This window comes from Micromonospora sp. C28SCA-DRY-2 (assembly GCF_030519475.1).
Lineage (GTDB): Bacteria > Actinomycetota > Actinomycetes > Mycobacteriales > Micromonosporaceae > Micromonospora.
The window spans coordinates 1,580,644-1,602,962 of the sequence record NZ_JAUMKD010000001.1; the positions used below are offsets into that span (position 1 = coordinate 1,580,644).

Here is a 22,319-nt window from a genome sequence, read left to right on the forward strand (position 1 = left end):
ACCAAGGGGTTCGCGTCAGGATCCCGCCCCGGGAGCTGACGTGAACCCCTTGATCACCGGGGGCGGTCGGGGGCCGGGGTCAGAGGGGCCAGGCGGCCAGGCGGTCGTAGGTGGGGTTGGGACCGGGGTGGCTGCGCATCAGGACCATCTCGGTGGCCGGCCAGGCCGGGCCCTGGTAGCCGTGCAGCGTCTCGACGTCGGCCGCGACGTCCTCCGGAGGCACCCGGTCGCCGGGTCGGGCGATGGTCAGGTGCGGGCGGAACGGCTTGTCGTCGTGCGGCAGGCGGGCCTTGCGCAGCCGGGACCGGATCAGCCGGGCGAGCACCACCAGCGCCTCCACCTCGCCCCGCACGTCCACCCAGAGCACGGTGAACCGGCCCTGCCCGAACCGGCCGCCGCCGGCCAGCCGCAGTCGCGGCGTCGCCGCGCGCGCGTCCCGGGACCACTCGGCGGCCAGCCCCAGCGAACTCTCCACGTCGACCAGCCGGGCGGCCTCCACCTCGCCGAGGAAGGCGAGGGTCACGTGCGCCTGGGTCGGGTCGGCGAGCCGGACGTTCGTCCCGGCGGCGGCCGCCGCGCCGATCCGGAGCCGGGCCACCTGCGTGGTCAGATGGTCGACCGCCTCCGGTGGCGGGTAGACCGCGACGAAGAGCCTCAACCGCCGCTCACCGGTGGCGCTGGCGGTCGTCGGCCCGGGCGGCGGGCAGCGTCAGCCCGGCGGCGTGCAGCAGCCCCTCCACCCGGACCCGCTCGATCTCCAGGTCGACGCCGGTCAGCTCGGTGAGGTGCTCGGGGATGTCCAGCGCCTGGCAGGCCCGGCGGAGCCGGTCGTCGTACGCCTGGAGGACCGCGCCGTGCCAGACCATCGAGCGGCCCCCCACGCCGATCCGCTGACTGCCCAGCCGGCGCAGGTCGGCGGCGAGCTGTTCCAGCGGACGCCGGTCGGTACGGTCGAAGTCGCTGAGGTCGATGTCGCGGGTGAGCGAGTCGGCCTCGATCGCCCGGTCCAGCCGGGCGATGGTGCGCCGCTCGCGCCGGCGGTCGCGCCACTCGGCGATGCCGCAGACGATCCGGTCGATGATCTCGTCGGCGCAGAAGAGCAGGGCGATCGCCGCCGGCAGGCTGGCCACCGCGAGGAACGCCAGTGCCAGCAGCAGCACGCGTCCGAGCTCCACACATAGACGCTAGGCCGCATCCTGCCGCCCCGCCACCGGATTGGCGGCATCCGCGTCATCCGTGTATCGGGACGGATCGGCCGGCCGGTGGGCACGTTCCCACCGGCCGGTGGCGCCCCGGGGCCGGCCCGGGCGGCCGGCAGCAACCGGGGTCAGCAGTCCGTCGAGGTGACGTAGAACCGGGGCATCGGCAGCACCCGGAACCGGAGCCGGGCGCCGGAGCGGCGCAGCTGCCAGGTCAGCGCGAGCAGCGCGGTGGCCAGCGAGATCAGCCCGCCGATCCAGATGCTCGCGCCGGCGCCGTAGGTCTCGGCGAGCCAGCCGATCACCGGCGCGCCGACCGGGTTGGTGCCGAGGAACACCAGCACCCAGAGCGCCATCACCCGGCCGCGGAAGGCGGCGTCGGTGCCGAGCTGGATCCGCTGGTTGGCGGCCTGGGCGAAGAACACCATGAAGAACCCGGTGGGCAGCAGCAGCGCCACCACCAGCCAGTACGCCGGCGCGAGCCCGACCAGGGTGCCCAAGGTGGAGCAGGCGACGGCGGCGCCCAGCACCACCCAGACCGACGGCCGGCTGCGCCGCCCGGTACCGGCCAGCGCACCGGCCAGCGCGCCCACCGCGAGCGCGCTGCTGAACAGGCCGAACGAGGCCGCCCCGGTGTTGAAGACGGTCTTGGCCAGCGCGGCCAGGGTGAGCTGGAAGTTGAACAGCGAGGTCGCGATGATCGAGATCATCACCATCGGCAGCAGCAGGTCGGGACGGCGCCGGACGTAGCGCAGCCCGTCGATCACCTTCGCCTGGGCCCGCTCGTCGCGCGGCGGGAGCGCCTCTCGGTGCAGCTCGGAGGTGCGCATCCGGACCACGTTGACCAGCGGCGCGATCGAGCTGAGCGCGGTGACCAGGAAGACCGGCCCGACGTCGAACGCGGCGATGGCCAGGCCGGCGAGGGCCGGCCCGACGATCCGGGCGGAGTTGAAGGTGGCCGCGTTGAGCGAGAGCGCGTTCGGCAGCAGCGAGGTGCCGACCAGTTCGGAGACGAACGCCTGCCGGACCGGGGTCTCCACCGCGTTCGCCGTGCCGAGCAGGGCGGCGAACGCGAAGACGTGCCACAGCTCGACCAGGCCGGTGATCACCAGCAGGCTCATGGCCAGCGCCAACACCGTCCAGAACGCGTTGGCGACGAAGAGCAGCATCCGCTTGTCGTAGCGGTCGGCCAACCGCCCGGAGATCAGCGTGAGCAGCAGCACCGGGGTGAACTGGAGCGCGGTCACCACGCCGAGCGCGGTGGCCGAGTTGTCGGAGAGCTCGAGGACGAGCCAGTCCTGGGCGATGAACATCATCCAGACGCCGATCAGTTTGATCAGCTGCCCGGACGCGAATAGCCGGTAGTTACGGACCTGTAGGGACTGGAACATCGTGCTCAGCTTCGCCTGCACTCTTGGTGCGCCTCCTCGCCGTGGTACGCGTCATCGACGTCGGACGGCGCGGAACCGGTGGCGCGGGGCGCGGTCAGCCGCGGGCGATCTGCTGGAGGATCTCCGCGGCCTGCCGCAACGTGTCCCGTTCGGCTTCGGTCAGTTCGGCCAGCCGGTCGGCCAGCCACGAGTTGCGGGCCCGCTCGAACTGGTCGAGCACCGCCCGTCCCCCCTCGGTCGCCGCCAGGATGACCTGCCGCCCGTCGGTCGGATGGGGGCTGCGCTGCACGAGGCCGCGCTCCTCCAACTTCGCGACGATCTTGGTCATCGTCGGCGGCTGCACCCGCTCTATGTCGGCCAGTTCCCGAGGCGTCAGCGCGCCCGCCAGCTTGAGGCTGGTGAGCGCGGAGAGCTGGGTGACCGTCAGGTCGCCGACCGGCCGGGCCTGGCGGACCCGTCGGTTGAGCCGGGTGATCGCATCACGCAGCTGCGGTGCCAGCTGCGCCGGTGGCACGCGTTTCGCCGTCACCGTCCGCTCCGTCACGATAGTTAGCCTAACTAATGAGCCTGGCTAACGACACCTGATATGACCACGCTCACGAGAAGTTCGCCCTGCTCCGGGCCGGGTGACCGGTTGGTCACCCGGCCCGGAGCGGAGCCTCAGAGCACCACGGACTCGATCGGCCCGCGCAGGAAGTACAGCACGAAGAGTGCGGCCACGCCGTACAGCAGCGGGTGGATCTCCCGCGCCTTGCCCTTGGCCAGCTTGACCACCACGTACGTGATCAGGCCGGCGCCGATGCCGTTGGAGATCGAGTAGGTGAACGGCATGAGCACGATGGTGAGGAACGCCGGGATGGCGATCTCGTAGTCGGACCAGTCGATGGTCCGCACCGCTGTCATCATCAGGAAGCCGACCACCACCAGCGCGGTGGAGGCCGCCTCGAACGGCACCACCACCACCAGCGGCGCCAGGAACATGGCCAGCAGGAAGAGCGCGCCGGTGACCAGGTTGGCCACGCCGGTCCGGGCGCCCTCCGCGACACCGGCGGCGCTCTCGATGTACGAGGTGTTGCTGGAGGTGCTCGCCGCACCACCGGCCGCCGCCGCGATCGAGTCGACCAGCAGGATCTCCTTGGCCCGCGGCGGGGTGCCCCGCTCGTCGAGCATGCCGCCCTCCTGGCCGACCGCGACCATCGTGCCCATGGTGTCGAAGAAGTCCGTGATCAGCAGCGTGAAGACGAACATCAGCACGACCAGCCAGCCGGCCCGGCTCCACGAGTCGAGCACGTTGAAGTTGCCCAGCAGCGACAGGTCGGGCACGTCCATCCAGGTCTTCGGCAGCTCCGGGACGTTCAGCGACCAGCCCGTCGGGTTGGGCTTGCCGTCGACGAACGACGGGCCGATGTTCCCCACCGCCTCGACGATCACCGCCAGCACGGTGGAGGCCAGGATGCCGATCAGGATGGCGCCCTTGACCCGCCGTACCACCAGCACCAGGGTCAGCAGCAGACCCACCACGAAGACCAGCATCGGCCAGCTGACCAGCTTGCCGCCGATGCCCAGGCCGACCGGCACGGTGGTGTTCGCCTCGTCCGGGATGCGCCGGACGAAGCCGGCGTCGACCAGGCCGATGATGGTCAGGAAGAGGCCGATGCCGACGCCGATCGCCGTCTTCATCTGGGTCGGCACCGAGCGGAACACCGCGGTGCGCAGGCCGGTCAGCACCAGCACGGCGATGATCACACCTTCGATCACCACCAGGCCCATCGCGTCCGCCCAGGTCATCTCCGGGGCGATCTCGTACGCGACCAACGCGTTGACGCCGAGGCCGGCGGCGAGCGCCAGCGGGAACCGGCCGACCACCCCCATCAGGATGGTCATCAGGCCGGCGACCAGCGCGGTCACCGCGGCCAGCGCGGGAATGGGCAGGGACTTGCCGTCACCGTCGACGGCACCACCAAGGATGAGCGGGTTGAGCACCACGATGTACGCCATCGTGAAGAAGGTCGCCAGGCCACCGCGTACCTCGCGGCTCATCGTCGAGCCGCGGGCGGAGATCTCGAAGAACCGGTCGAAACCGTTACGCGGATGAGCGGGGTCGGGTGGTGTGCCGTTCTCGGGCGGCTCTACTGCCATCAGGTCCTCGCAGGTGATCTTCCGTTGTCGCGCGCATCGTCCCAGATCACCGGCGGGCAGGGAAAGCCGGTCACGTACGCTTGCCGGGTGCCGAAGCAGCAACCGCCGCGGCCGGAGCCGCTCGATCCGCCGATGGTGCCGTTCGCGCTCGCCGGGATGGCGATCTGGGCGGTCGTCGGGCTGGTGCTGCTGCTCTTCTTCCGCGACTGGCTCACCGAGAGCGGGCGCGAGAACTGGCTCTGGATCTGCCTGGCCGGTTTTCTGTGGGGTATCCCCGGTCTCGCGGTGATGATGCGGCACGACGCCAACCGGCGCCGCCGCCGGGCCGCCGCCCGTTGAGCGGCGGCGTCGGGCGACCCGTCAGGGGTGGCCGTACGGCTCTGCCGGCTCCCCGGCCTCGACCGAACCGGGCGCCCGGCTGACCGACACCGTCTCCACCGCGCTGTCGTCGTAGACCGTGGGCAGCTCGTCGACCGGGGTCTCGGCGGCCTCGACCAGCGTCTCCGAGTGCGCGCCGCAGCCGTGGTCGGCGCTGACCACCCGGCCGTCGTCGGGGGCGTAGAAGTTGCCGCAGACGCCGAAGCACTGCCGCAGGGCGCCGGCGAGCGGCAGGTAGAAGCCGCAGGTCCCGCAGCGGGCCGCGGCCGGCGCGGCGGTGGAGATGGGCGCGGACGGGCCGTGGTCGCCGTCGTACCAGCGCTGGGCGGCGTCGCTGCGCCCCTCCCGGGAGAGCACCCGGGCCCGGCCGAGGCCGAGCTCCCACGCGGTCTCCTCGACCGCCGGGTCGTCGGAGAGCAGGTAGCCGGGCTGGAGCCGCTCGTCGTCGGGCGGGGTGGGCAGCAGGTCACCGGGGCCGAGGTCGCCCGGCTTGAGCCGCTCCTGCCAGGGCAGCCAGCCGGGGGCGAGCAGCGCGTCCGGACCGGGCAGCAGCACCGTCTCGCAGATCGTCACATTCCGGCTGCGGGGCACCCGGGTGACGGTGACCGCCCAGCGCCAGCCCCGGTAGCCGGCGAGCCGGCACTCGAAGTAGTGCGTGACGAGCCGGTCGCCCTCGGCGACGGCCTGGAGGTGGTCGCCGACGTCGGTGGGTTCCACCTCGGTGATGGCGTCGCGCGCCAGCTCGACGGCGGCGGCGCAGACCTGGTCGAGACGGGCGGCACGGGCGGAGGCGGGCCTGGTCACCCCACCATTGTTCCCCATGCGGGCGGCCGGCTGTCAGGCACTCCCCGAGGACGTTCTGGCCAGTGGTGCGGCGTACGCCGGACGGATGGGCGAGGATGGTGCACATGCCGCTGTTCTCCCGCTCCGAGCGGTCCCTCCTCGGGCGGACCGTCGGCACCGGCATCAAGGGCGTACGCCTGCTGCTGCGCGGTTCGTTCAGCAGTGGCCGCTGGATGACCCGGCGGGCCGGCCGGGCCCGGGCCCGGGGTGCGGGCGGCGAGGTCGGCATGGTCCGCCTCTTCGACCTGCACGCGATCTCGTGCGCCGGCGACACGCTGATCGCCATCGGCCTGGCCGGGACGATCTTCTTCAACGTGCCGCTCGGCGAGGCGCGCAGCAAGGTCGCGCTCTACCTGCTGGTCACCATGGTGCCGTTCGCCATGCTGGCCCCGGTGGTCGGGCCGCTGCTCGACCACTTCCGGCACGGCCGCCGGTACGCGCTGGCCGCCACCATGCTCGGCCGGGCCTTCCTGGCCTGGCTGATCTCGGACTACATCCACGGCTTCGGGCTCTATCCGGCGGCCTTCGGGGTGCTGGCGCTCTCCCGCGCGTACGGCGTGGCCCGTTCGGCGGCGGTGCCCCGGCTGCTGCCCGAGGGGCTCGGTCTGTCCCAGGTGGGCGCCCGGGCCAGCGTCTACGGCACGGTGGCCGGCGCGCTGGTCGCCCCGATCGGGCTGGCCGCGTTCTGGTTCGGCCCGCAGTGGCCGCTGCGGGTGGCCTCGGTCATCTTCCTGGTCGGCATGGTGATCTCCCTGCGGCTGCCGCCGAAGGCGGACTCGGAACCGCCGGAGCGGGTGCCCCGCCCGCTGCGGGCGCTGTACGGCCGCTCCGGTGACCGCCCGCTGGGCCGCGGCCGGCCCGCCGGCCGGCTGGTGATCGCCACCCTGGTCGGCGCCGCCGGGCTGCGCGCGATCTACGGCTTCCTGTTGCTCTTCCTCGCCTTCGCGATCAAGGCCGGCGACCTGACCACCGTGGTGTTCGGCCGCGACCTGGGCGCCGAAGGCGCGCTGGGGCTGGTCGGCGGGGCGCTCGCGGTCGGCACCTTCCTGGCCACCGCGGTCGGCACCCGGCTGCGCATCCACCGCCCCGCCGCCATCCAGTCCAGCGGCATGGTCATCGTGGCCGGCGTGGGGGTGCTCACCGCGCTCAAGTTCTCGCTGCCGATGGTGGCCCTGCTCTGCCTGGTGGCGGCCCTGATCAGCGGCATCGCCAAGCTGGCCGTGGACGCCTCGATCCAGGAGCGCATCCCGGAGCGGCTGCGGGCCAGTTCGTTCGCGCACTCGGAGACGGTGCTGATGCTGGCCTTCGTCGCCGGTGGCGGGCTCGGGCTGGTGCCGTTCGAGGGCCGGGTCGGGATCGCGGTGGTGGCCGGGGTGGGTGCGCTGGCCGCCGTCCGGGCCGTGGTGATGGCCGGGCGGCTGCGCGCCGAGCGGCTGGTCGGCCGGCCGCTCGGCGACGACGAGCTGACCGAGGACGAGTCCGACGGCGGCGATCGGAACGGCCAGCCGGCGGAGGCCGCGCCCACCTCACCGGCCCCCACCCAGGGCGGTTTCCTGGACGATCCCGGGCTCGCCCCGCCGGGCTTCCACATCTACCGCCCGTCCTCGGCCGTGGGCGGCCCGGGCGGGACCGACGACGAGACCCGGCGCGAGCCACGGGGGCCGGTGTCGTGACCGGTCTGCTCGTGGTGACCGCGGTACCGGCCGAGGCGGAGGCGGTCCGCGCCGGCCTGCCGGAGGCGGACGTCGTGGTGGTGCCGGTGGGCGTCGGCCCGGCCGTCGCCGGCGCGGCCACCGCCCGGCTGCTGGCGCTCGCCGAGGCCGCCGGACGGCCGTACCAGGGCGTGCTGAGCGCCGGCGTGGCCGGTGGCTTCGCCGGCGCCGTGGCGGTGGGCGGCACCGTGCTGGGCACCCGCAGCGTCGCGGCCGACCTGGGCGCCGAGTCGCCCGCCGGGTTCATCCCGATCGACGAGCTCGGCATGCCGCCGGAGCTGCTCGGCGGCGGCATCGCGGTCGCCGCCGACCCCGACCTGCTGGCCACCCTCCAGTCGGCCCTGCCCGAGGCGACGGTCGGCGCGGTGTTGACGGTCAGCACGGTGACCGGCACGGCGGAGAGCACCGAGGAGCTGCGCCGCCGGCACCCCGACGCGGTCGCCGAGGCCATGGAGGGGTACGGCGTCGCCGTCGCCGCCAGCCACGCCGGGCTGCCCTTCGTCGAGCTGCGTACCATCTCGAACCCGATCGGCCCCCGGGACCGCGACGCCTGGCGGATGCGCGAGGCACTGGCCGCCCTCACCACCGCCGCCGCAGCCCTGGCCTGACCCAGACCGCCACCCGCCCGGCCCGACCTCGGACGGCCCCGGTCAACGGCGCGGCAAATCGAACCGCAAGGCCGACGGCCGGCTCGTCTGCAGTTCCCCAGATCGGTCACGCCCAGGTCGGCTGCCGTCGTCCCCTCTGCCACCCGTCGATGTTCCCCACGCCCGACGGCTTCTTCAACACCCTCCGGGAACCTGTGGACAGTGCTGTGGATAAGCGGTCCAGCAGGGGTCATCGCCTGCCCTTCCGGGCCCTGTAGAGCTGATTCGCCTACGACATCAAGCCCGCTGGGCGGGCCTCGCACCCCACGCCACCACCACTAGCCGTCGCTGAGACATCTGCCGATCCTCGTGCGCAGCGAGAGAAACGCTTCCCTGAGCTCCGCTGGTTCGACGTCGGTGATGTCGGCGTCGAAGGTGAGGAATAGACCTGCCAACCCCGGCCACGACCATGCACCGAGCGTGAGACGGCAACTGTGTTCGGTGTCGTACTCCACCGCCGATCCGCCGGGTGCGAACCGAGCGACGACGGAGGCGGGCAGGGCCAGGATCACCGACCCGCGGCATCGCCATTCCGCTGCGGCGTCACCGCGGTCGGGTGTGGTCATGACGAAGGCGACGGGATCGCCGTGCGGGATGTCGCGTCGAGCGAAAGGCGTACGCATGGGCGTGCGCGGGGTGATGCGGTCGACCCGCATCGCGCGCCACCGGTGCGCGTTCACGTCGAAGGCGATGAGATACCAGCGCGCCGCCCAGACCACGAGCTCGTGCGGTTCCAGCGTGAGCGTGACCGGTTCGTCGTCGCCGGTGTAGTCCACCTGAAGGAGGTGTTGCCGGTTGATCACGCTGCCAAGGGTGTGGACGATCTCGGCGTCGATGGGCGGTGCGGGAAACTCCCAGTAGTTGCGGGCGGCGGAGACGGTGAACGCTTCGGCGTGGATGCGGCTGCGGGCGGGCATCGCCTGGTGCAGCGTGGCGAGGGCGCGGGCGGCGTTCTCGCGAATGCCGGAGAGGATCGTAGGGACGGTCTGGAGGGCGACGGCCGCGGCGACGGCCTGGTCCTCGTCGAAGACGACCGGCGGCAGACGGGTGGCGGGGCCGAGCCGGTATCCGCCCCCCGATCCGCGGACGGCCTGAATCTCGTACCCGAGGTCTCTGAGCGTGTCGATGTCGCGCCGCACGGTACGGACGGACGCCCCGAGTCTGATGGCGAGTTCCCCGGCTGTCAGCGTCATGCCGATTCCGAAGATGGACAGCAGCTTGAGCGCCCGCGCGGAGGTTGTCGCCATGGTCTGGATCATCCCAGCCAAAGCGGCCACTCGGTGGCCGCTATGCCTGCCATCCTCGCCGCCATGAGTGATCTACAAAGCTCGCACGAGGCCACCCGCACATCCGACGCTGCTCCGACACTCATCGCCGGCACCGGCGCGACGACGGCGCTCCTGGTGGTGCTCTTCGGCTCCTTCATGGACCTTCTCGACGCGACGATCGTCACCGTCGCGGCCCCGGCGATAGCTGAGGATCTGGGGGCCAGCGACGCACAGATCCAGTGGACGATCGCCGCCTACGTCCTCGCCCTGGGCGCGGGCCTGATCACCGGCGGACGGCTCGGTGACCAGTTCGGTCGTAAGCGGCTGTTCATGATCGGGCTGACCGGCTTCATGGTCACCTCCATGCTCTGCGCGCTTGCCGTCGATTCCGGAATGCTCATCGGCATGCGCGCGGCGCAGGGACTGGCCGCGGGGATCATGGTTCCACAGGTGTTCGGGATCATCCGAGCGTCGTTCGCTCCGGGCGAGCGCGCCAGGGCGTTCGGCGCTTACGGGGCCGTCCAGGGTCTCGCCGCGGTCGCTGGCCCACTGCTGGGCGGGCTGCTCGTCGACGCCGACCTGTTCGGCCTGGGATGGCGCGCCATCTTCTGGGTCAACGTGCCCGTCTCGATCCTGGCGCTCATCATCGGCACGAAGGTTCTGCCGGAGTCCCGGTCCGCCTCGACCGCACGACTGGACCTCCCGGGCGCGCTGCTGGCGGCCTCAGGCATCCTTCTCCTGCTGCTGCCGATCATCCAGACCGAGACCTGGGGATGGACCTGGGCAAGTTTCGGCGTCCTCGCGGCCGGGATCGTCGTGCTCGCGATGTTCCTCGCTTACGAGCGCCGGCTCGCCGGACGCGGGAACGAACCCGTCTTCGACCCGGCTCTGCTCAGAATCCGCGCCTTCGCGACCGGCCTGGCCGCTTCGGTGCTCTTCTTCGGCGGCATCGGATCGTTCTTCCTCTGCCTGTCCGTCTACCTCCAGAACGGCACCGGCCGAACCGCGTTGGGGACCGGCCTGGTCATCCTGCCCTATGCGATCGGCTCGATCATCACCTCCGGCCTCGGCGTCACGCTGGCCGCCAGGGCGGGCAGAGCCCTGCTGATCACAGGGTCGCTCACCATCGCGGCATCCCAGCTCGTGCTGTGGGCCGTCGTGAAGGACGGCAACGATCCCGGATACTGGCTCCTCGCGCTCGCCCTCTTCATCGGCGGCCTCGGGCTCGGTCTGGCCGCACCCATTCTTGTCAACGTCGTCCTCGCGGGCATCCCAGGACGCAACGCAGGCGCGGCGGGCGGCGTGCTCTCCACCGTCAACCAGATCGGTGCCGCCGTCGGCATCGCCGTTCTCGGCACGATCTTCTTCACCGCGGTCACCGAATCGGCCACCGGCGCGCCGGTCCTGCCCGACTACAGCCACGCGCTCAGCATCGTCCTGGTCGTCTCCGCTGCGCTCTACGTGATCACGGCGCTCGTGATGCTCGCGCTACCCAGAGCCGCAGCCGCACACACCGGGTAGCGAACACCTGCCTGAGTGGCGGATCTCAGCTGGCCCGTGGTCTCCGACATGCGGCCCGCCGCGTAGTGCGCGTGCGAGCAACCGGCACGGCACCGGCTGAGTCGTTCGCGACATCAGCTCTGAAGGACGCGGAACCCTACCGGCGACCGACGAGGAACGAGCGGGTGCGCGTCACAACCGGCAGCCGGGCGGAGAACTGGTCCGGGGGCGGGGCTACGGTGGGGGTGTGGCGCTCTCGCTGGCGATCTCGCCCTGCCCCAACGACACGTTCGTCTTCCACGCCCTGGTGCACGGTCAGGTGCCCGGCGCCCCGCCGGTCGAGGTGACCTACGCCGACGTGGACGTCACCAACACCGCCGCCGAGCGCGGCGCGTTCGACCTGGTCAAGGTGAGTTACGCGGCGCTGCCGTGGCTGCTGGAGGACTACCACCTGCTGCCCTGTGGCGGTGCGCTCGGCCGCGGCTGCGGGCCGCTGGTGCTCACCCGGGGTGACCGTGACCGGGCCGGTGGCCCGGACCGCACCGACCGCACCGACCTCACCGGCGCCACGGTGGCGGTGCCGGGCGACCGGACCACCGCGTACCTGCTCTTCCGGCTCTGGTCGGCCGGCCGTCCGCCGGCCCGGATCGAGGTCGTGCCGTTCCACGAGATCATGCCGGGCGTGGCCGCCGGCCGGTACGACGCGGGCCTGGTGATCCACGAGGCGCGGTTCACCTACCCACGGCACGGCCTGACCGCCCTGGTCGACCTCGGCGAGTGGTGGGAGGCCGACACCGGCCTCCCGATCCCGCTCGGCGCGATCCTGGCCCGGCGCGGCAGCGTCGACCCGGAGGCCGCCGCCGGATGGATCCGCGACTCGGTGCGCCGAGCCTGGGCCGACCCGGCGGCCAGCCGGGACTACGTGCTCGCGCACGCGCAGGAGATGGAGCCCGACGTGGTGGACCGGCACATCGGCCTCTACGTCAACGAGTTCACCGCCGACCTGGGCGACGCCGGGTTCGCGGCCGTGGAGGCGCTGCTCGGCCGGGCCGCCGACGCCGGGCTGGTGCCTCAGACCTCCAGCTCGCGGGCGACCGCGTGGACCAGCTGAGCGATCTTCTGCGCGGTCTTGCGGTCCGGGAACCGGCCCCGACGCAGGTCCGGCTGGACCTTCGCCTCCAGCACCTTGATCATGTCTTCGACCAGGCCGTGCAGCTCCTCCGCCGGCCGGCGGCGCAGCTCGGCCACCGAGGGCGGGGCCTCCAGCAGCTTGACGCCCATCGCCTGGGCGCCCCGGCGGCTGTCCACCACGCTGAAGTCGACCCGCTGACCACCCTTGAGGTCGGTGACACCAGCGGGTAGCGCGCCCTTCGGCAGGAACACGTCGCCACCCTCGTCACTGGTGACGAACCCGTATCCCTTGGCCGCGTCGTACCACTTCACTCGACCCGTAGGCACCTGAGATCCCCTGCTTCGCTTGAACCGTCTACTGCTCCAAGGCTAGCCGGATCATGCCGTCCAGCGCCGCCGGGAATCCGGTGAGATCATCCAGCACCAGTTCCGCCCCGGCCGCGCGCAGCTCGTCGGCCGAGCACGGGCCGGTGGTGACGCCGATCCCGGGCACCTCCGCCGCCCGCGCGGCCACCATGTCGGCCACGTGGTCGCCCACGTAGTGGGTCGCGCCGTGCGCCCGCAGGGCGGTCGCCTTCTCCTCGGCGAACAGGTCGCCGGCCACCTCGTCGACGGTGATCCCGAGGTGGTCGAGGTGCAGCCGGGCCAGCCGGCCCAGCTTGGAGGTGACCACCAGGACCCTGCCGCCGTGGCGGCGTACCGCCTCGATGGCGGCCAGCGCGCCGGGCAGCGGGACGGTGGGCGTGATCGCGTACGCCGGGTAGAGCTCGCGGTACGTGTGGACAGCGGCGTCCACCTGCTCGGGCGGGAACCAGTGGGCGATCTCGGTGCGCAGTGGCGGGCCGAGCCGGGACACCGCCACCTCGGCGTCCACCGGCACGCCGGTGCGGGCGGTCAACGCCCGGAAGGCGGCGGCGATGCCGGGGCGCGAGTCGACCAGGGTCATGTCGAGGTCGAAACCGACCGTTGGTGCGGGCATGCCGAGAAGGTACCCGGTCAGCCCGGGCGAGCCGGACGTCCGAGGGGCGCGACGGCCCCCCGCCGGGCTAGCGTGGAACGACGATGACCACCTCACTCGCCGACCACCTCCGGTCGCTGCCCGACGAGTCGCTCGCCGCCCTGCTCCAGCTGCGGCCGGACCTCGTCGTACCCGTGCCGGCCGACGTCTCCGCGCTCGCCATCCGGGCCCAGTCGCGGGTCTCGGTGGCCCGCGCCCTCGACGGGCTGGACCAGTTCACCCTGCAGATCCTGGACGCCGCCCGGCTGACCCGGGACCCGGCCGACGGCACCACCTCCACCGACGCGGTGCTCGCCATGGCCACCGCCGGCCCGCACCCGCCGGCCCCGACCGCCGTCCGGGCCGCTGTCAACCGGCTGCGCGCGCTCTTCCTGCTGTACGGCCCGGAGAGCAGCCTCCAGATCGTCGGCGGCATCGACGAGGTCTCGCCGTACCCGGCGGGGCTCGGCCGACCGGCGGCGGAGCTGGACCCGCGGACGGCCGCGCTCTGCGCGGACCCGGCGAAGCTGCGGCGCACGCTGCTGGCCGCGCCGCCCTCGGCCCGGGCGATCCTGGACCGGCTGGCCGCCGGCCCGCCGGTGGGCAGCGTGCCGCCCGGCGCGCTCCAGGCGCCGCCGGTCGGCGCGGAGGACGCGCTGCCGCCCGACCCGACCAACGGCGGGGCCCCGACCGGTTCCCCGGTGCGCTGGCTGGTCGACCACCGGCTGCTGGTCCGGATCTCCGGCGGCGCGGGCGGCACCGGCACGGTCGAGCTGCCCCGGGAGATCGGCCTGCTGCTGCGGCGGGACAGCGGCCCGCTCGGCCCGCTGCGCACCAGCCCGCCGCCGGTGACCGCCGCGCCCCGGGAGCCGAAGGCCGCCGACTCCGCCGGCGCCGGCCAGACCATGGAGGTGGTACGCCTCACCGAGGCGCTGCTGGAGAACCTCGCCGCCGAGCCGGTGCCGGTGCTCCGCTCCGGCGGGCTGGGGGTACGCGAGCTGCGCCGGCTGGCCCGGGTCGGCGGGGTGGACGAGCCGACGGCGGCGCTGCTGCTGGAGGTGGCGTACGCGGCCGGGCTGCTCGGCGAGATGGACCTGCCCGGCGCGACCACCGCCCGGCACGGCGCCGACCAGCAGGTGCTGCCGACCGCCGGCTACGAGGTGTGGCGGGCCAGTTCGCTGGCCCAGCGCTGGGAGCAGCTGGCCCGGGCCTGGTTGACCATGACCCGCCAGGTCGGGCTGGTCGGGCAGCGCGACGACCGGGACCGGCCGATCACCGTGCTCTCCGCCGAGGCGGAACGGGCCGGCGCGCCGCTCGCCCGGCGGTCGGTGCTGGGGGTGCTGGCCGACCTGGAGCCGGCCACCGCGCCCACCCCGGAGGAGGTGCAGGAGCTGCTGGACTGGCGGGCGCCGCGGCGCAGCCGGGGCCGGGAGGCCGCGCACCGGGAGGTGCTGGCCGAAGCCGCCACGCTGGGCGTCACCGGTCTCGGCGCGCTCACCTCGTACGGGCGGCTGCTGCTGGCCGACGTCACGGCGGGCGACGAGCGGGGCGCGGACGACCCGCTCGGGCTGCGCATGGAGGCCGAGGAGGGCGAGCCGTCGACGGCGGTACGGGCGCTGGACGCCCTGCTCCCCGCCCCGGTCGACCACTTCCTGGTGCAGGCCGACCTGTCGGTGGTGGTGCCCGGCCCGCCCGACCCGGCGCTCGCCGCCGAACTGGAGGTGGTGGCCGAGCAGGAGTCGGCCGGCGGGGCCAGCGTGTACCGGGTCACCACCGCCAGCGTGCGCCGCGCCCTGGATGCCGGCTACTCGGCCGACGACCTGCACGGGCTGTTCCGGCGGCGCTCCCGCACCCCGGTGCCGCAGGGGTTGACGTACCTGATCGACGACGTGGCCCGCAAGCACGGCGGGTTGCGGGTGGGCTCGGCCGGCGGGTACGTGCGCAGCGACGACGAGGCGCTGCTCACCGAGGTGCTGGCCGACCGGCGGCTGGAGTCGCTGGCACTGCGCCGGCTGGCGCCGACGGTGCTGGTCACGCCGTACCAGGTGAACCGGATGCTGCTCGCGCTCCGCGACGCCGGCTACGCCCCGGTGCCGGAGGACGCCAGCGGGGCGGCCGTGCTGTCCCGGCCGAAGACCCGGCGGGCGCCGGCCCGGGTGTCGGTGGCCGCCCGGACGCTGGACCCGCTGGCCACGCCGAAGCTGTCAATGCCGCGCCTGCTCGGGGTGGTGGAGCAGATCCGGCGCGGCGACGCGGCGGCCCGGGCGGCCCGGCGCGCGCCGGCAGTGGTCCGGGGCGTCGCCGACCGGACCGGTCCGGTGGCGGTGCCGAGCCACAGCGACGCCCTGGCGGTGCTGCAACAGGCGGTGCGCGACAAGGCGCTGGTCTGGGTGGGGTACGTCGACGCGCACGGGGCGACCGCGTCCCGGCTGGTCCGGCCGGTGTCGATCGGGGCCGGCTACCTGCGGGCCGAGGACGAGCGGACGGAGATGCTGCACACCTTCGCGTTGCACCGGATCACCGCGGCGGTGCTCCAGGAGTGAGCCGGGGTCAGCGCCGGCTGCGCCGCACCGTCCCGACCACGGAGACGATCAGCAGCAGCGCGAAGCCGGCGCCGGCCGACTCGCCGATCGAGTCCACGAAGCCCTGCTGGAGCACCAGCCAGCCGAAGAGGAACCACCCGACGAGCACCACCGCGGCGAGCGTGTAGGCGACGACGGTGGCCGTGGAGACCTCGTCGGCGGGCGCGTCGTCGTGCTGGGGGATCACTTCACGGTCGACGGTCATCCTCCGCCCCTCCCCGTCCGGTACGGCCCCTGCCGTCCCAGCGTGTCACTCGCGTGACCGGAGTGACAGGGGATAAAACCCCGATCGGACGTGATGTGCGACCCCGATCCGGTTCAGGGGCGGCGGCTCAGGTGCCGGGGCGGCGACCCATCAGCACCACCTTGCTGCCGACCCTGCCGAGTTCCCAGTACCGGACCGCGTCGGCGTGCAGCAGGTTGACGCAGCCGTGCGAACCGATCGACTTGTTGTGCAGGTAGGTGGTGGTCTCGTGGAAGCCCATCCCCTGGGTGAAGTGCTGCCAGTAGGGCAGCCAGACCTCGTACGGGTTGGACCACTCCTTGATGTTGCGGTAGTTGATGGTGAAGGTGCCGGCCGGCGTCCGGTAGCCGGGCATCCCGGTGCGGGTCACCGTGGGCTTGACGATCACCTTGCCGTTGCGCATCACCCAGGTGGTCTGCCGGGTCAGGTCGATGCAGAAGGTGGTGCCCGAGCCGGCCTTGCACCGGCTGGTGTCGGTGGTGGCCAGCCGCTTCGCCACGTCGTACGTGGTGGGGCCGGCGCGGCCCTCGGCCGGGCGGATGTCGTACCGCTTCTGGAACCTCTTGATGGCGGCGCAGTCGGCGGCGGACTGCCGGCCGTCGGCGGTCAGCGTGCCGAACCCGCCGAGCTGCGCGAGGTACGTCTCCACGGCGCGCTGGTGCTCGCCCTGCGGGCAGCCGGTGAACGACGGCGAGCGGGTGGGCTTGGGCTTCGGCGGGGTGCTCCGGGTCGGTTCCGCCGCGGGCTTCGGCTTCGTGGTCGGCTTCGGCGGCGCCGTGGTGGGCCGGGTCCGCTGGTCCGGCCCGGGCGCACCGCTCGCCCCCGTTACCTGCTCCGCGGCACCGGCCGGCACGGGCTCGCCGCCCCTGCCGGCCTGCGGATCGAACGTGCACGCACCGGCGCCGACCAACGTGACCACTGCCAGGGCGAACAACCGGGTGGTGATCCGGACACGCTTCATGAGCCCTCCCCTGGACAGCCGTCCCCTTGGTAGACGTTCGCGAGTACCGCGACGGTTGCGTGCGGTGAGCATTTTCTTGGCTCACCCCGGTACGTGCAACACTGGATGGTCGGCCTGCGGCGGGTGACCGCCGTTCGTGGCGGCCGGCGAGCAGCCCGAGGAGAGGACGCTGGCGTGAGCGGTGGACCACTGATCGTGCAGTCGGACAAGACCCTGCTGCTGGAGATCGACCACCCCGACGCGCAGGCCTGCCGGATGGCCATCGCGCCCTTCGCCGAGCTGGAGCGCTCCCCGGAGCACGTGCACACCTACCGGCTCACCCCGCTGGGGCTGTGGAACGCCCGGGCCGCCGGCCACGACGCGGAGAGCGTGGTGGACGCGCTCATCAAGTTCTCCCGCTACCCGGTGCCGCACGCGCTGCTGGTCGACGTGGCCGAGACGATGGACCGCTACGGCCGGCTCCAGCTCGCCAACGACCCGGCGCACGGCCTGGTGCTGCGGGCGCTGGACCGGGTGGTGCTGGTCGAGGTCGCCAAGAGCAAGAAGCTCGCCGGGATGCTCGGCAACAAGATCGACGCCGACACCATCGCGGTGCACCCGTCGGAGCGGGGCCGGCTCAAGCAGGCGCTGCTCAAGCTCGGCTGGCCGGCCGAGGACCTGGCCGGCTACGTCGACGGCGAGGCGCACCCGATCGAGCTGGCCGAGGCCGGCAAGGACGGCCGCAAGCCGTGGACGCTGCGGTCGTACCAGCGGGAGGCGGTCGAGGCGTTCTGGGCCGGCGGGTCCGGCGTGGTGGTGCTCCCCTGCGGCGCCGGCAAGACGCTGGTCGGCGCGGCGGCGATGGCCGAGGCGAAGGCGACCACGCTGATCCTGGTCACCAACACGGTGGCCGGCCGGCAGTGGAAGCGCGAGCTGATCGCCCGTACCTCGCTGACCGAGGAGGAGATCGGCGAGTACTCGGGCGAACGCAAGGAGATCCGCCCGGTCACCATCGCCACGTACCAGGTGCTCACCTCACGGCGCGGCGGCGCGTTCACCCACCTGGACCTGTTCGGCGCCCGCGACTGGGGCCTGGTCATCTACGACGAGGTGCACCTGCTGCCCGCGCCGATCTTCCGGTTCACCGCGGACCTCCAGGCCCGCCGCCGGCTCGGCCTCACCGCCACGCTGGTCCGCGAGGACGGCCGGGAGGGTGACGTGTTCAGCCTGATCGGCCCCAAGCGGTACGACGCGCCGTGGAAGGACATCGAGTCGCAGGGCTGGATCGCCCCGGCCGAGTGCATCGAGGTACGCGTGACGCTCACCGACGCGGAGCGGATGGCGTACGCGACGGCGGAGGCCGAGGAGCGCTACCGGATGGCGGCGACCGCCCGCACCAAGCTGCCGGTGGTTCGCGCCTTGGTGCAGCGGCACCCGGAGGAGCAGACGCTGGTGATCGGCGCGTACATCGACCAGCTGCACCAGCTCGGCGAGTACCTGGACGCGCCGATCGTGCAGGGCTCCACCACCAACAAGGAGCGCGAGCGGCTGTTCGACGCGTTCCGCTCGGGCGAGCTGCGCACGCTGGTGATCTCGAAGGTCGGGAACTTCTCGATCGACCTGCCGGAGGCGGCGGTGGCCATCCAGGTGTCGGGGACGTTCGGGTCGCGGCAGGAGGAGGCGCAGCGGCTGGGGCGGGTGCTCCGGCCGAAGGCGGACGGTCGGCAGGCGCACTTCTACACGGTGGTGTCCCGGGACACGATCGACACGGAGTACGCGGCGCACCGGCAGCGCTTCCTGGCCGAGCAGGGGTACGCGTACACGATCGTGGACGCCGATGACGTCCTCGGCCCGAAGCTCCCGAGCGTGGACTGAACCGCGCTGGTCAGGCCGCCTTGAGCTTCCGCAGGATGTACTGGTTGAGGCTCAAGCCATCCTCGGCGGCCTGGATGGCTAGCTCGCGGTGCAGGCTCTCACCGATGCGCAGGTTGAACTTGCCCGAGTAGCTGCGCTCAGCGAACGGCTGCGGCACCTGCTCCCCCTGCTCCTCCATGTCCGCGATCACCTCACGCAGCATGTCCTGCAGCCCCTGCAAAGCCTCGATCTGCGAGGACGCCAGCCAGGAGAGCGACGGAAACTCGGCGCAGGTGGCGAGGAACTCGTCGTCCTGGGCCGACCAGGTGACGCGATAGGTGTAGTGGGACACGTCGGGGTGAGGATCGGTCTGCATCACATGGCCTCCTTCTTGTCGATCGCCTTGAGCACCTGCCGGACCTGGTACACCTTCGCCTCGCCCTTGTCGTTCTGGATGTTGACGCGTGGGTCGCCCGCCCAGGGCATCTTGAACACCGCATGGGACGTGCCGGCTTGGCGCGGCTTCCCGAAGTAGTGCTCGCACACCCGATAGAGATCGTTGTAGGCGATGTTCTGCTGGTTCTTCCGCATCGCCGCGACGAGCTTGTCTATGGACGGCACAGCACCGGTAGTACCGTCAACGGTACCATCGAAACAATGCCCTGCCGGCCGTCCGAGGCCCACGCTGTACGTGGAGACGGCCGAATGTCGCATCCGCATCGCCGCTGAGGGCTGACGTGCAGCGGCCGCGCCCCCGACACGGGACGCGGCCGCTGCCGGACGGTCAGTACTGCGGGGTGATGAAGATGCCCGCCTGGTCGACGATCGCGTGGGTGGTGCCCGAGCTGCCGTTGTAGAGCTTCAACCCGCCACGGGTATCAACGATGGCGAGGTTAGACGCTGTCTCGCCCGGCACGAAGTTGACATTCGACGCCGTCGGGCGCGCCTCATTGCCCGGATGGGCGATGAGGAAGCCGGAGGCGGTCGGCTTGGTGACGGTCAGGTTCGCCACCACCGCGGCGGCGCTCACACAGCAGGCCAGATCGGCGACGTGCGGGCTGACGGTGACCGTCTCCCGCGGCTGAAGCGGCTTGGCGCCCCCGCGGTTGGGGAGGCCGGTGGCATCCCGGCTGTCGGCGATCCGCAGCGGCCCGTTCGGGACGTAGCTGAGCTGGCCGTCGGACCCGAAGTACCCGGCCAGGTCCGCGATCACGTGCGTGCTGCCGGGGCTCTGGTTGTAGATGCTCGCCTTGAGGTCCGTCACCGGCACGATCACCAGGTTCGGGATGGTCTGGCCGGTGACGAAGTTCAGGTTCGACGCGTTCGGCACCGGCGAACCGTGCGGGAAGAGCTTCAGCACGCCGTTGGCCTGCGGCGCGGTGACGGTGACGTTGAGGACGACGGCCGTGGCGCCCGGGGAGACCTTCCGGTCCAGATCGAGCGTCCGGGTGCTGTTCGGCGCAAGCGCGCCACCCTCGGTGCGGGTGTCCAGGACCCGCGTCGGCGTCTGGGTGGCGAAGCCCTGGCCGGTTTCCCCGTACCAGCCCTGCAGGTCAGCGACGACATGCACCGTGCCACTGCCACTGTTCCGGATCCTGATCTTTCCGTTGCTCATCGGGACGGTCACCAGGTTCGGCACCGTCTCCTTGGCCACGAAGTTGACGTTCGAGGCGCCGGGCAGGCTCGTGCCGTCGGGATAGACAGTGAGGAAGCCGGCGGCCGTCGGCTGGGTCACGGTGACGTTCAGCACCACCGCGCTGATGTCCGCCGCCGGTACCCCGCCGATGCTGTTGATCGGCAAAACCACCTCGGAGTTCGGCGCCACCGGGGTGGTGGTGTCCACGCCGATCGCGGACCGGGTGTCCAGCAGGCGGGTCGGCGCCACCGCCGTGTAGTGCGCCCCGAGCGTCGTGCAGGACGGGAAGCTGACACCGGCGCTGGACCGGAAGCCGTTCGAACTCGAGTACACCTGCACACAGGCGCTCCCCGCCCGACGGAACCGGTGGTTCACGTTGATCGACGGCCCGTCGACCCGCCAGAGGGGTGAGTCACTGAACTTGTAGGCGAAGGAGCCGACGGGTCCGTCGGTCGTCCACTGGTTCGAGGTGCTGGCCCGAAGCGTGGTGTCCAGCGGGCCGGCGCCGATGGTGCGGTGGAGAGGCTCGATACGCGAACTGTCCGCCCCGATCCGCTCGACCGCCCCCCGGTCGTGGAAGCCGTTGCCCGTGCCGGTGTTGGCCCACGTCGGATCGTCGGCGTGCGAGTTGCCCAGCATGTCGGTGGCCGGCACCCCGCGCGCGGATGCGTCCGCCGAGTCGACGGCCGGGGAGCTCTGCTTCAGTGCCAGGTAGCCGCGGACGCCGGACCCCTTGCCTTCGAGCAGCGGGTCGGCGGCGATGTCGAACGCGCCCTGCCCCGTGGCCGCCTGGAAGTCGCCCAGCGTGCGGTAGGTGGTCGCGCCCCATCTGTAGAGGGCCCAGCCGGTGGTGGGGTCAATCAGGTTGTGGTGGGCGACCGTGGCCGGCGCCGGATCGGGCACCACCACGATGGCCGTCTTGAGCGTTGGTTCGCCAGCGCATAGATCCTGATCGGCCAAGGGTTTGACGATGTTGTTGGCAACGACGGCCCCGGGTGAGGCGACGAGCATGATTCCCGGTGCGCACCCGGCCTGGATGGTGTTGTTGGTGATGGTCGATTCGAGGGCGTCGCCGAGGTACATCCCGCCGTTCGGGATCTGGTTGGCAACCACCGTCGTGCCCGTCGCGTCCTCGACGACCAGCGCCGTCCTGCCGCGAGAGTGCAACCAGTTCCGGCTCACGGTCACGTCCTGGGAACCGCCGGTGACGTGGATGAGGGGCCGGGCGGCCCCCTGGATGATGGACGTGCCGTCGATGGTGACCCGGGACGAGGCGTCGACCACGACAGCCGAGTCCTGCCGGCCAAAGACGGTGAAGCCCTCGACGACCACATCGTGCACCTGGCGGAGGGTGAAAACGGTGCTGGTGCCGGCGGTCGTGTTGTAGCTGTCCACCTGCACACTGCCGGTGCGGGTGTTGACCGCGCGGAAGGTGATCGGTGCCGCCTCGGTGCCCGACCGGGTGATGGCGACGTTTTCCTGGTAGAACCCTGGCTGCACCAGCACCGTCTGACCGGGCTGCACGACGGTTGCAGCCGCTGAGATCGTGCAGAAGGGTGCCTCTGCGCTGCCGTCACCGTCGGGCGTGCAGCTCGTCTTGCTGACGAACAGCTCCGACCCGGTGGACCCCGCCGAGGCCGGGCCCGGCGCGGGGGCCGCGACGGCGGCGGGAGCCCCCGGCCCGACCAGACCTGCGGCTCCGATCAGTGGTACGAGCGCGAACAGGTAACGGACGGCTTTCCTCATGAGCACCCCGTGAAGATCAATGAGTGACGTGCCGCGGCAGCGTACCCCGGTGGACGGGAGCGCGATGTCCGCCGATCGGCGCATCTCGGCGGGCTTCAGCCTCCGCATCGGA

The 22,319-nt window shown here is 72.2% G+C and carries 21 protein-coding genes; 7 read left to right on the forward strand and 14 right to left on the reverse strand.

Annotated features, from left to right (window positions below; all coding sequences use genetic code 11):
• Positions 1 to 79 precede the first annotated feature (79 nt).
• The 5 genes from thpR to Q3W71_RS07445 all read right to left on the reverse strand — a co-directional run bounded on the left by thpR (position 80) and on the right by Q3W71_RS07445 (position 4,729).
• Positions 80 to 658 (reverse strand): RNA 2',3'-cyclic phosphodiesterase, encoded by a 579-nt coding sequence (gene thpR, locus Q3W71_RS07425; RefSeq protein ID WP_302918514.1) that lies wholly within the window; start codon positions 656 to 658, stop codon positions 80 to 82.
• 7 nt (positions 659 to 665) lie between these two features.
• Entirely contained in the window at positions 666 to 1,175 is a 510-nt protein-coding gene (locus Q3W71_RS07430; RefSeq protein ID WP_302918515.1) for a hypothetical protein, read from the reverse strand.
• 152 nt (positions 1,176 to 1,327) lie between these two features.
• On the reverse strand, positions 1,328 to 2,611 hold the full coding sequence (locus Q3W71_RS07435) for an MFS transporter (protein ID WP_302918516.1): 1,284 nt from the start codon (positions 2,609 to 2,611) through the stop codon (positions 1,328 to 1,330).
• 73 nt (positions 2,612 to 2,684) lie between these two features.
• Positions 2,685 to 3,134, reverse strand: a complete 450-nt coding sequence (locus Q3W71_RS07440; protein ID WP_172899439.1) for a MarR family winged helix-turn-helix transcriptional regulator — start codon at positions 3,132 to 3,134, stop codon at positions 2,685 to 2,687.
• A 116-nt stretch (positions 3,135 to 3,250) separates the two neighbouring features.
• Entirely contained in the window at positions 3,251 to 4,729 is a 1,479-nt protein-coding gene (locus tag Q3W71_RS07445; RefSeq protein ID WP_302918517.1) for an NCS2 family permease, read from the reverse strand.
• A gap of 87 nt (positions 4,730 to 4,816) precedes the next feature.
• Here Q3W71_RS07445 and Q3W71_RS07450 point away from each other — a divergent pair, with 87 nt between their 5' ends.
• Positions 4,817 to 5,068: a DUF2530 domain-containing protein gene (locus tag Q3W71_RS07450; protein WP_302918518.1), complete on the forward strand. Its 252-nt coding sequence runs from the start codon at positions 4,817 to 4,819 to the stop codon at positions 5,066 to 5,068.
• A 21-nt stretch (positions 5,069 to 5,089) separates the two neighbouring features.
• Here the strand turns inward: Q3W71_RS07450 and Q3W71_RS07455 are convergent, their stop codons facing one another.
• Positions 5,090 to 5,929 (reverse strand): DUF3027 domain-containing protein, encoded by an 840-nt coding sequence (locus Q3W71_RS07455; RefSeq protein ID WP_302918519.1) that lies wholly within the window; start codon positions 5,927 to 5,929, stop codon positions 5,090 to 5,092.
• Positions 5,930 to 6,015: 86 nt separating this feature from the next.
• On the opposite strand from Q3W71_RS07455, the gene Q3W71_RS07460 reads away from it, so the two are divergent.
• Together Q3W71_RS07460 and Q3W71_RS07465 are read left to right on the forward strand one after the other, a co-directional pair.
• A complete protein-coding gene (locus Q3W71_RS07460; protein ID WP_302918520.1) occupies positions 6,016 to 7,623 on the forward strand; it encodes an MFS transporter in 1,608 nt (535 codons plus the stop codon).
• Positions 7,620 to 8,270 carry a futalosine hydrolase gene (locus Q3W71_RS07465; protein WP_302918521.1) on the forward strand — a complete coding sequence of 217 codons (651 nt, stop codon included), beginning with the start codon at positions 7,620 to 7,622 and terminating at the stop codon, positions 8,268 to 8,270. Before Q3W71_RS07460 ends, Q3W71_RS07465 begins: the two co-directional genes overlap by 4 nt.
• A 317-nt stretch (positions 8,271 to 8,587) precedes the next feature.
• On the opposite strand, the gene Q3W71_RS07470 is transcribed toward Q3W71_RS07465, so the two are convergent.
• Complete coding sequence (locus Q3W71_RS07470; protein ID WP_302918522.1) at positions 8,588 to 9,556, reverse strand: YafY family protein; 969 nt, start codon at positions 9,554 to 9,556, stop codon at positions 8,588 to 8,590.
• Positions 9,557 to 9,598: 42 nt separating this feature from the next.
• On the opposite strand from Q3W71_RS07470, the gene Q3W71_RS07475 reads away from it, so the two are divergent.
• Both Q3W71_RS07475 and Q3W71_RS07480 read left to right on the forward strand, forming a co-directional pair.
• Positions 9,599 to 11,098: an MFS transporter gene (locus Q3W71_RS07475; RefSeq protein ID WP_302918523.1), complete on the forward strand. Its 1,500-nt coding sequence runs from the start codon at positions 9,599 to 9,601 to the stop codon at positions 11,096 to 11,098.
• A 226-nt stretch (positions 11,099 to 11,324) separates the two neighbouring features.
• On the forward strand, positions 11,325 to 12,188 hold the full coding sequence (locus tag Q3W71_RS07480; protein ID WP_302918524.1) for a 1,4-dihydroxy-6-naphthoate synthase: 864 nt from the start codon (positions 11,325 to 11,327) through the stop codon (positions 12,186 to 12,188).
• Here the strand turns inward: Q3W71_RS07480 and Q3W71_RS07485 are convergent.
• Both Q3W71_RS07485 and Q3W71_RS07490 read right to left on the reverse strand, forming a co-directional pair.
• Positions 12,149 to 12,535: a cold-shock protein gene (locus tag Q3W71_RS07485; RefSeq protein WP_088997128.1), complete on the reverse strand. Its 387-nt coding sequence runs from the start codon at positions 12,533 to 12,535 to the stop codon at positions 12,149 to 12,151. The two genes, Q3W71_RS07480 and Q3W71_RS07485, sit on opposite strands and share 40 nt — an antisense overlap.
• Before the next feature lie 28 nt (positions 12,536 to 12,563).
• The gene (locus Q3W71_RS07490; RefSeq protein WP_302918525.1) at positions 12,564 to 13,187 is read right to left on the reverse strand and encodes an HAD family hydrolase; all 624 of its coding nucleotides are present in this window, start codon (positions 13,185 to 13,187) and stop codon (positions 12,564 to 12,566) included.
• Positions 13,188 to 13,270: 83 nt separating this feature from the next.
• Here Q3W71_RS07490 and Q3W71_RS07495 point away from each other — a divergent pair, with 83 nt between their 5' ends.
• Entirely contained in the window at positions 13,271 to 15,748 is a 2,478-nt protein-coding gene (locus Q3W71_RS07495; RefSeq protein ID WP_302918526.1) for a helicase-associated domain-containing protein, read from the forward strand.
• A gap of 7 nt (positions 15,749 to 15,755) precedes the next feature.
• On the opposite strand, the gene Q3W71_RS07500 is transcribed toward Q3W71_RS07495, so the two are convergent.
• Together Q3W71_RS07500 and Q3W71_RS07505 are read right to left on the reverse strand one after the other, a co-directional pair.
• The gene (locus Q3W71_RS07500; RefSeq protein ID WP_302918527.1) at positions 15,756 to 15,992 is read right to left on the reverse strand and encodes a hypothetical protein; all 237 of its coding nucleotides are present in this window, start codon (positions 15,990 to 15,992) and stop codon (positions 15,756 to 15,758) included.
• Between the two features lie 127 nt (positions 15,993 to 16,119).
• Positions 16,120 to 16,992 carry a L,D-transpeptidase family protein gene (locus Q3W71_RS07505; protein ID WP_302918528.1) on the reverse strand — a complete coding sequence of 291 codons (873 nt, stop codon included), beginning with the start codon at positions 16,990 to 16,992 and terminating at the stop codon, positions 16,120 to 16,122.
• Between the two features lie 174 nt (positions 16,993 to 17,166).
• Here Q3W71_RS07505 and Q3W71_RS07510 point away from each other — a divergent pair, with 174 nt between their 5' ends.
• Positions 17,167 to 18,846 carry a DNA repair helicase XPB gene (locus Q3W71_RS07510; protein ID WP_302918529.1) on the forward strand — a complete coding sequence of 560 codons (1,680 nt, stop codon included), beginning with the start codon at positions 17,167 to 17,169 and terminating at the stop codon, positions 18,844 to 18,846.
• Between the two features lie 10 nt (positions 18,847 to 18,856).
• Here the strand turns inward: Q3W71_RS07510 and Q3W71_RS07515 are convergent, their stop codons facing one another.
• From Q3W71_RS07515 to Q3W71_RS07525, 3 genes are all read right to left on the reverse strand, one after another.
• Positions 18,857 to 19,201 carry a type II toxin-antitoxin system HicB family antitoxin gene (locus Q3W71_RS07515; protein ID WP_302918530.1) on the reverse strand — a complete coding sequence of 115 codons (345 nt, stop codon included), beginning with the start codon at positions 19,199 to 19,201 and terminating at the stop codon, positions 18,857 to 18,859.
• A complete protein-coding gene (locus Q3W71_RS07520) occupies positions 19,201 to 19,446 on the reverse strand; it encodes a toxin HicA (protein WP_302918531.1) in 246 nt (81 codons plus the stop codon). The genes Q3W71_RS07515 and Q3W71_RS07520 overlap by 1 nt, the downstream gene beginning before the upstream one ends.
• A gap of 163 nt (positions 19,447 to 19,609) precedes the next feature.
• Positions 19,610 to 22,315, reverse strand: a complete 2,706-nt coding sequence (locus Q3W71_RS07525; RefSeq protein ID WP_368050389.1) for a right-handed parallel beta-helix repeat-containing protein — start codon at positions 22,313 to 22,315, stop codon at positions 19,610 to 19,612.
• Between the last annotated feature and the right edge of the window lie 4 nt (positions 22,316 to 22,319).

Bases quoted from the DNA above. Each gene is read 5' to 3' on its own strand.
- Q3W71_RS07475 (WP_302918523.1), top strand. From the start codon at position 9,599: ATGCCTGCCATCCTCGCCGCCATGAGTGATCTACAAAGCTCGCACGAG.
- Q3W71_RS07495 (WP_302918526.1), top strand. From the start codon at position 13,271: ATGACCACCTCACTCGCCGACCACCTCCGGTCGCTGCCCGACGAGTCG.
- Q3W71_RS07525 (WP_368050389.1), bottom strand. From the start codon at position 22,315: ATGCGGAGGCTGAAGCCCGCCGAGATGCGCCGATCGGCGGACATCGCG.
- Q3W71_RS07490 (WP_302918525.1), bottom strand. From the start codon at position 13,187: ATGCCCGCACCAACGGTCGGTTTCGACCTCGACATGACCCTGGTCGAC.
- Q3W71_RS07460 (WP_302918520.1), top strand. From the start codon at position 6,016: ATGCCGCTGTTCTCCCGCTCCGAGCGGTCCCTCCTCGGGCGGACCGTC.
- Q3W71_RS07455 (WP_302918519.1), bottom strand. From the start codon at position 5,929: ATGGGGAACAATGGTGGGGTGACCAGGCCCGCCTCCGCCCGTGCCGCC.
- Q3W71_RS07505 (WP_302918528.1), bottom strand. From the start codon at position 16,992: ATGAAGCGTGTCCGGATCACCACCCGGTTGTTCGCCCTGGCAGTGGTC.
- Q3W71_RS07445 (WP_302918517.1), bottom strand. From the start codon at position 4,729: ATGGCAGTAGAGCCGCCCGAGAACGGCACACCACCCGACCCCGCTCAT.
- Q3W71_RS07500 (WP_302918527.1), bottom strand. From the start codon at position 15,992: ATGACCGTCGACCGTGAAGTGATCCCCCAGCACGACGACGCGCCCGCC.
- Q3W71_RS07470 (WP_302918522.1), bottom strand. From the start codon at position 9,556: ATGGCGACAACCTCCGCGCGGGCGCTCAAGCTGCTGTCCATCTTCGGA.
- Q3W71_RS07515 (WP_302918530.1), bottom strand. From the start codon at position 19,201: ATGCAGACCGATCCTCACCCCGACGTGTCCCACTACACCTATCGCGTC.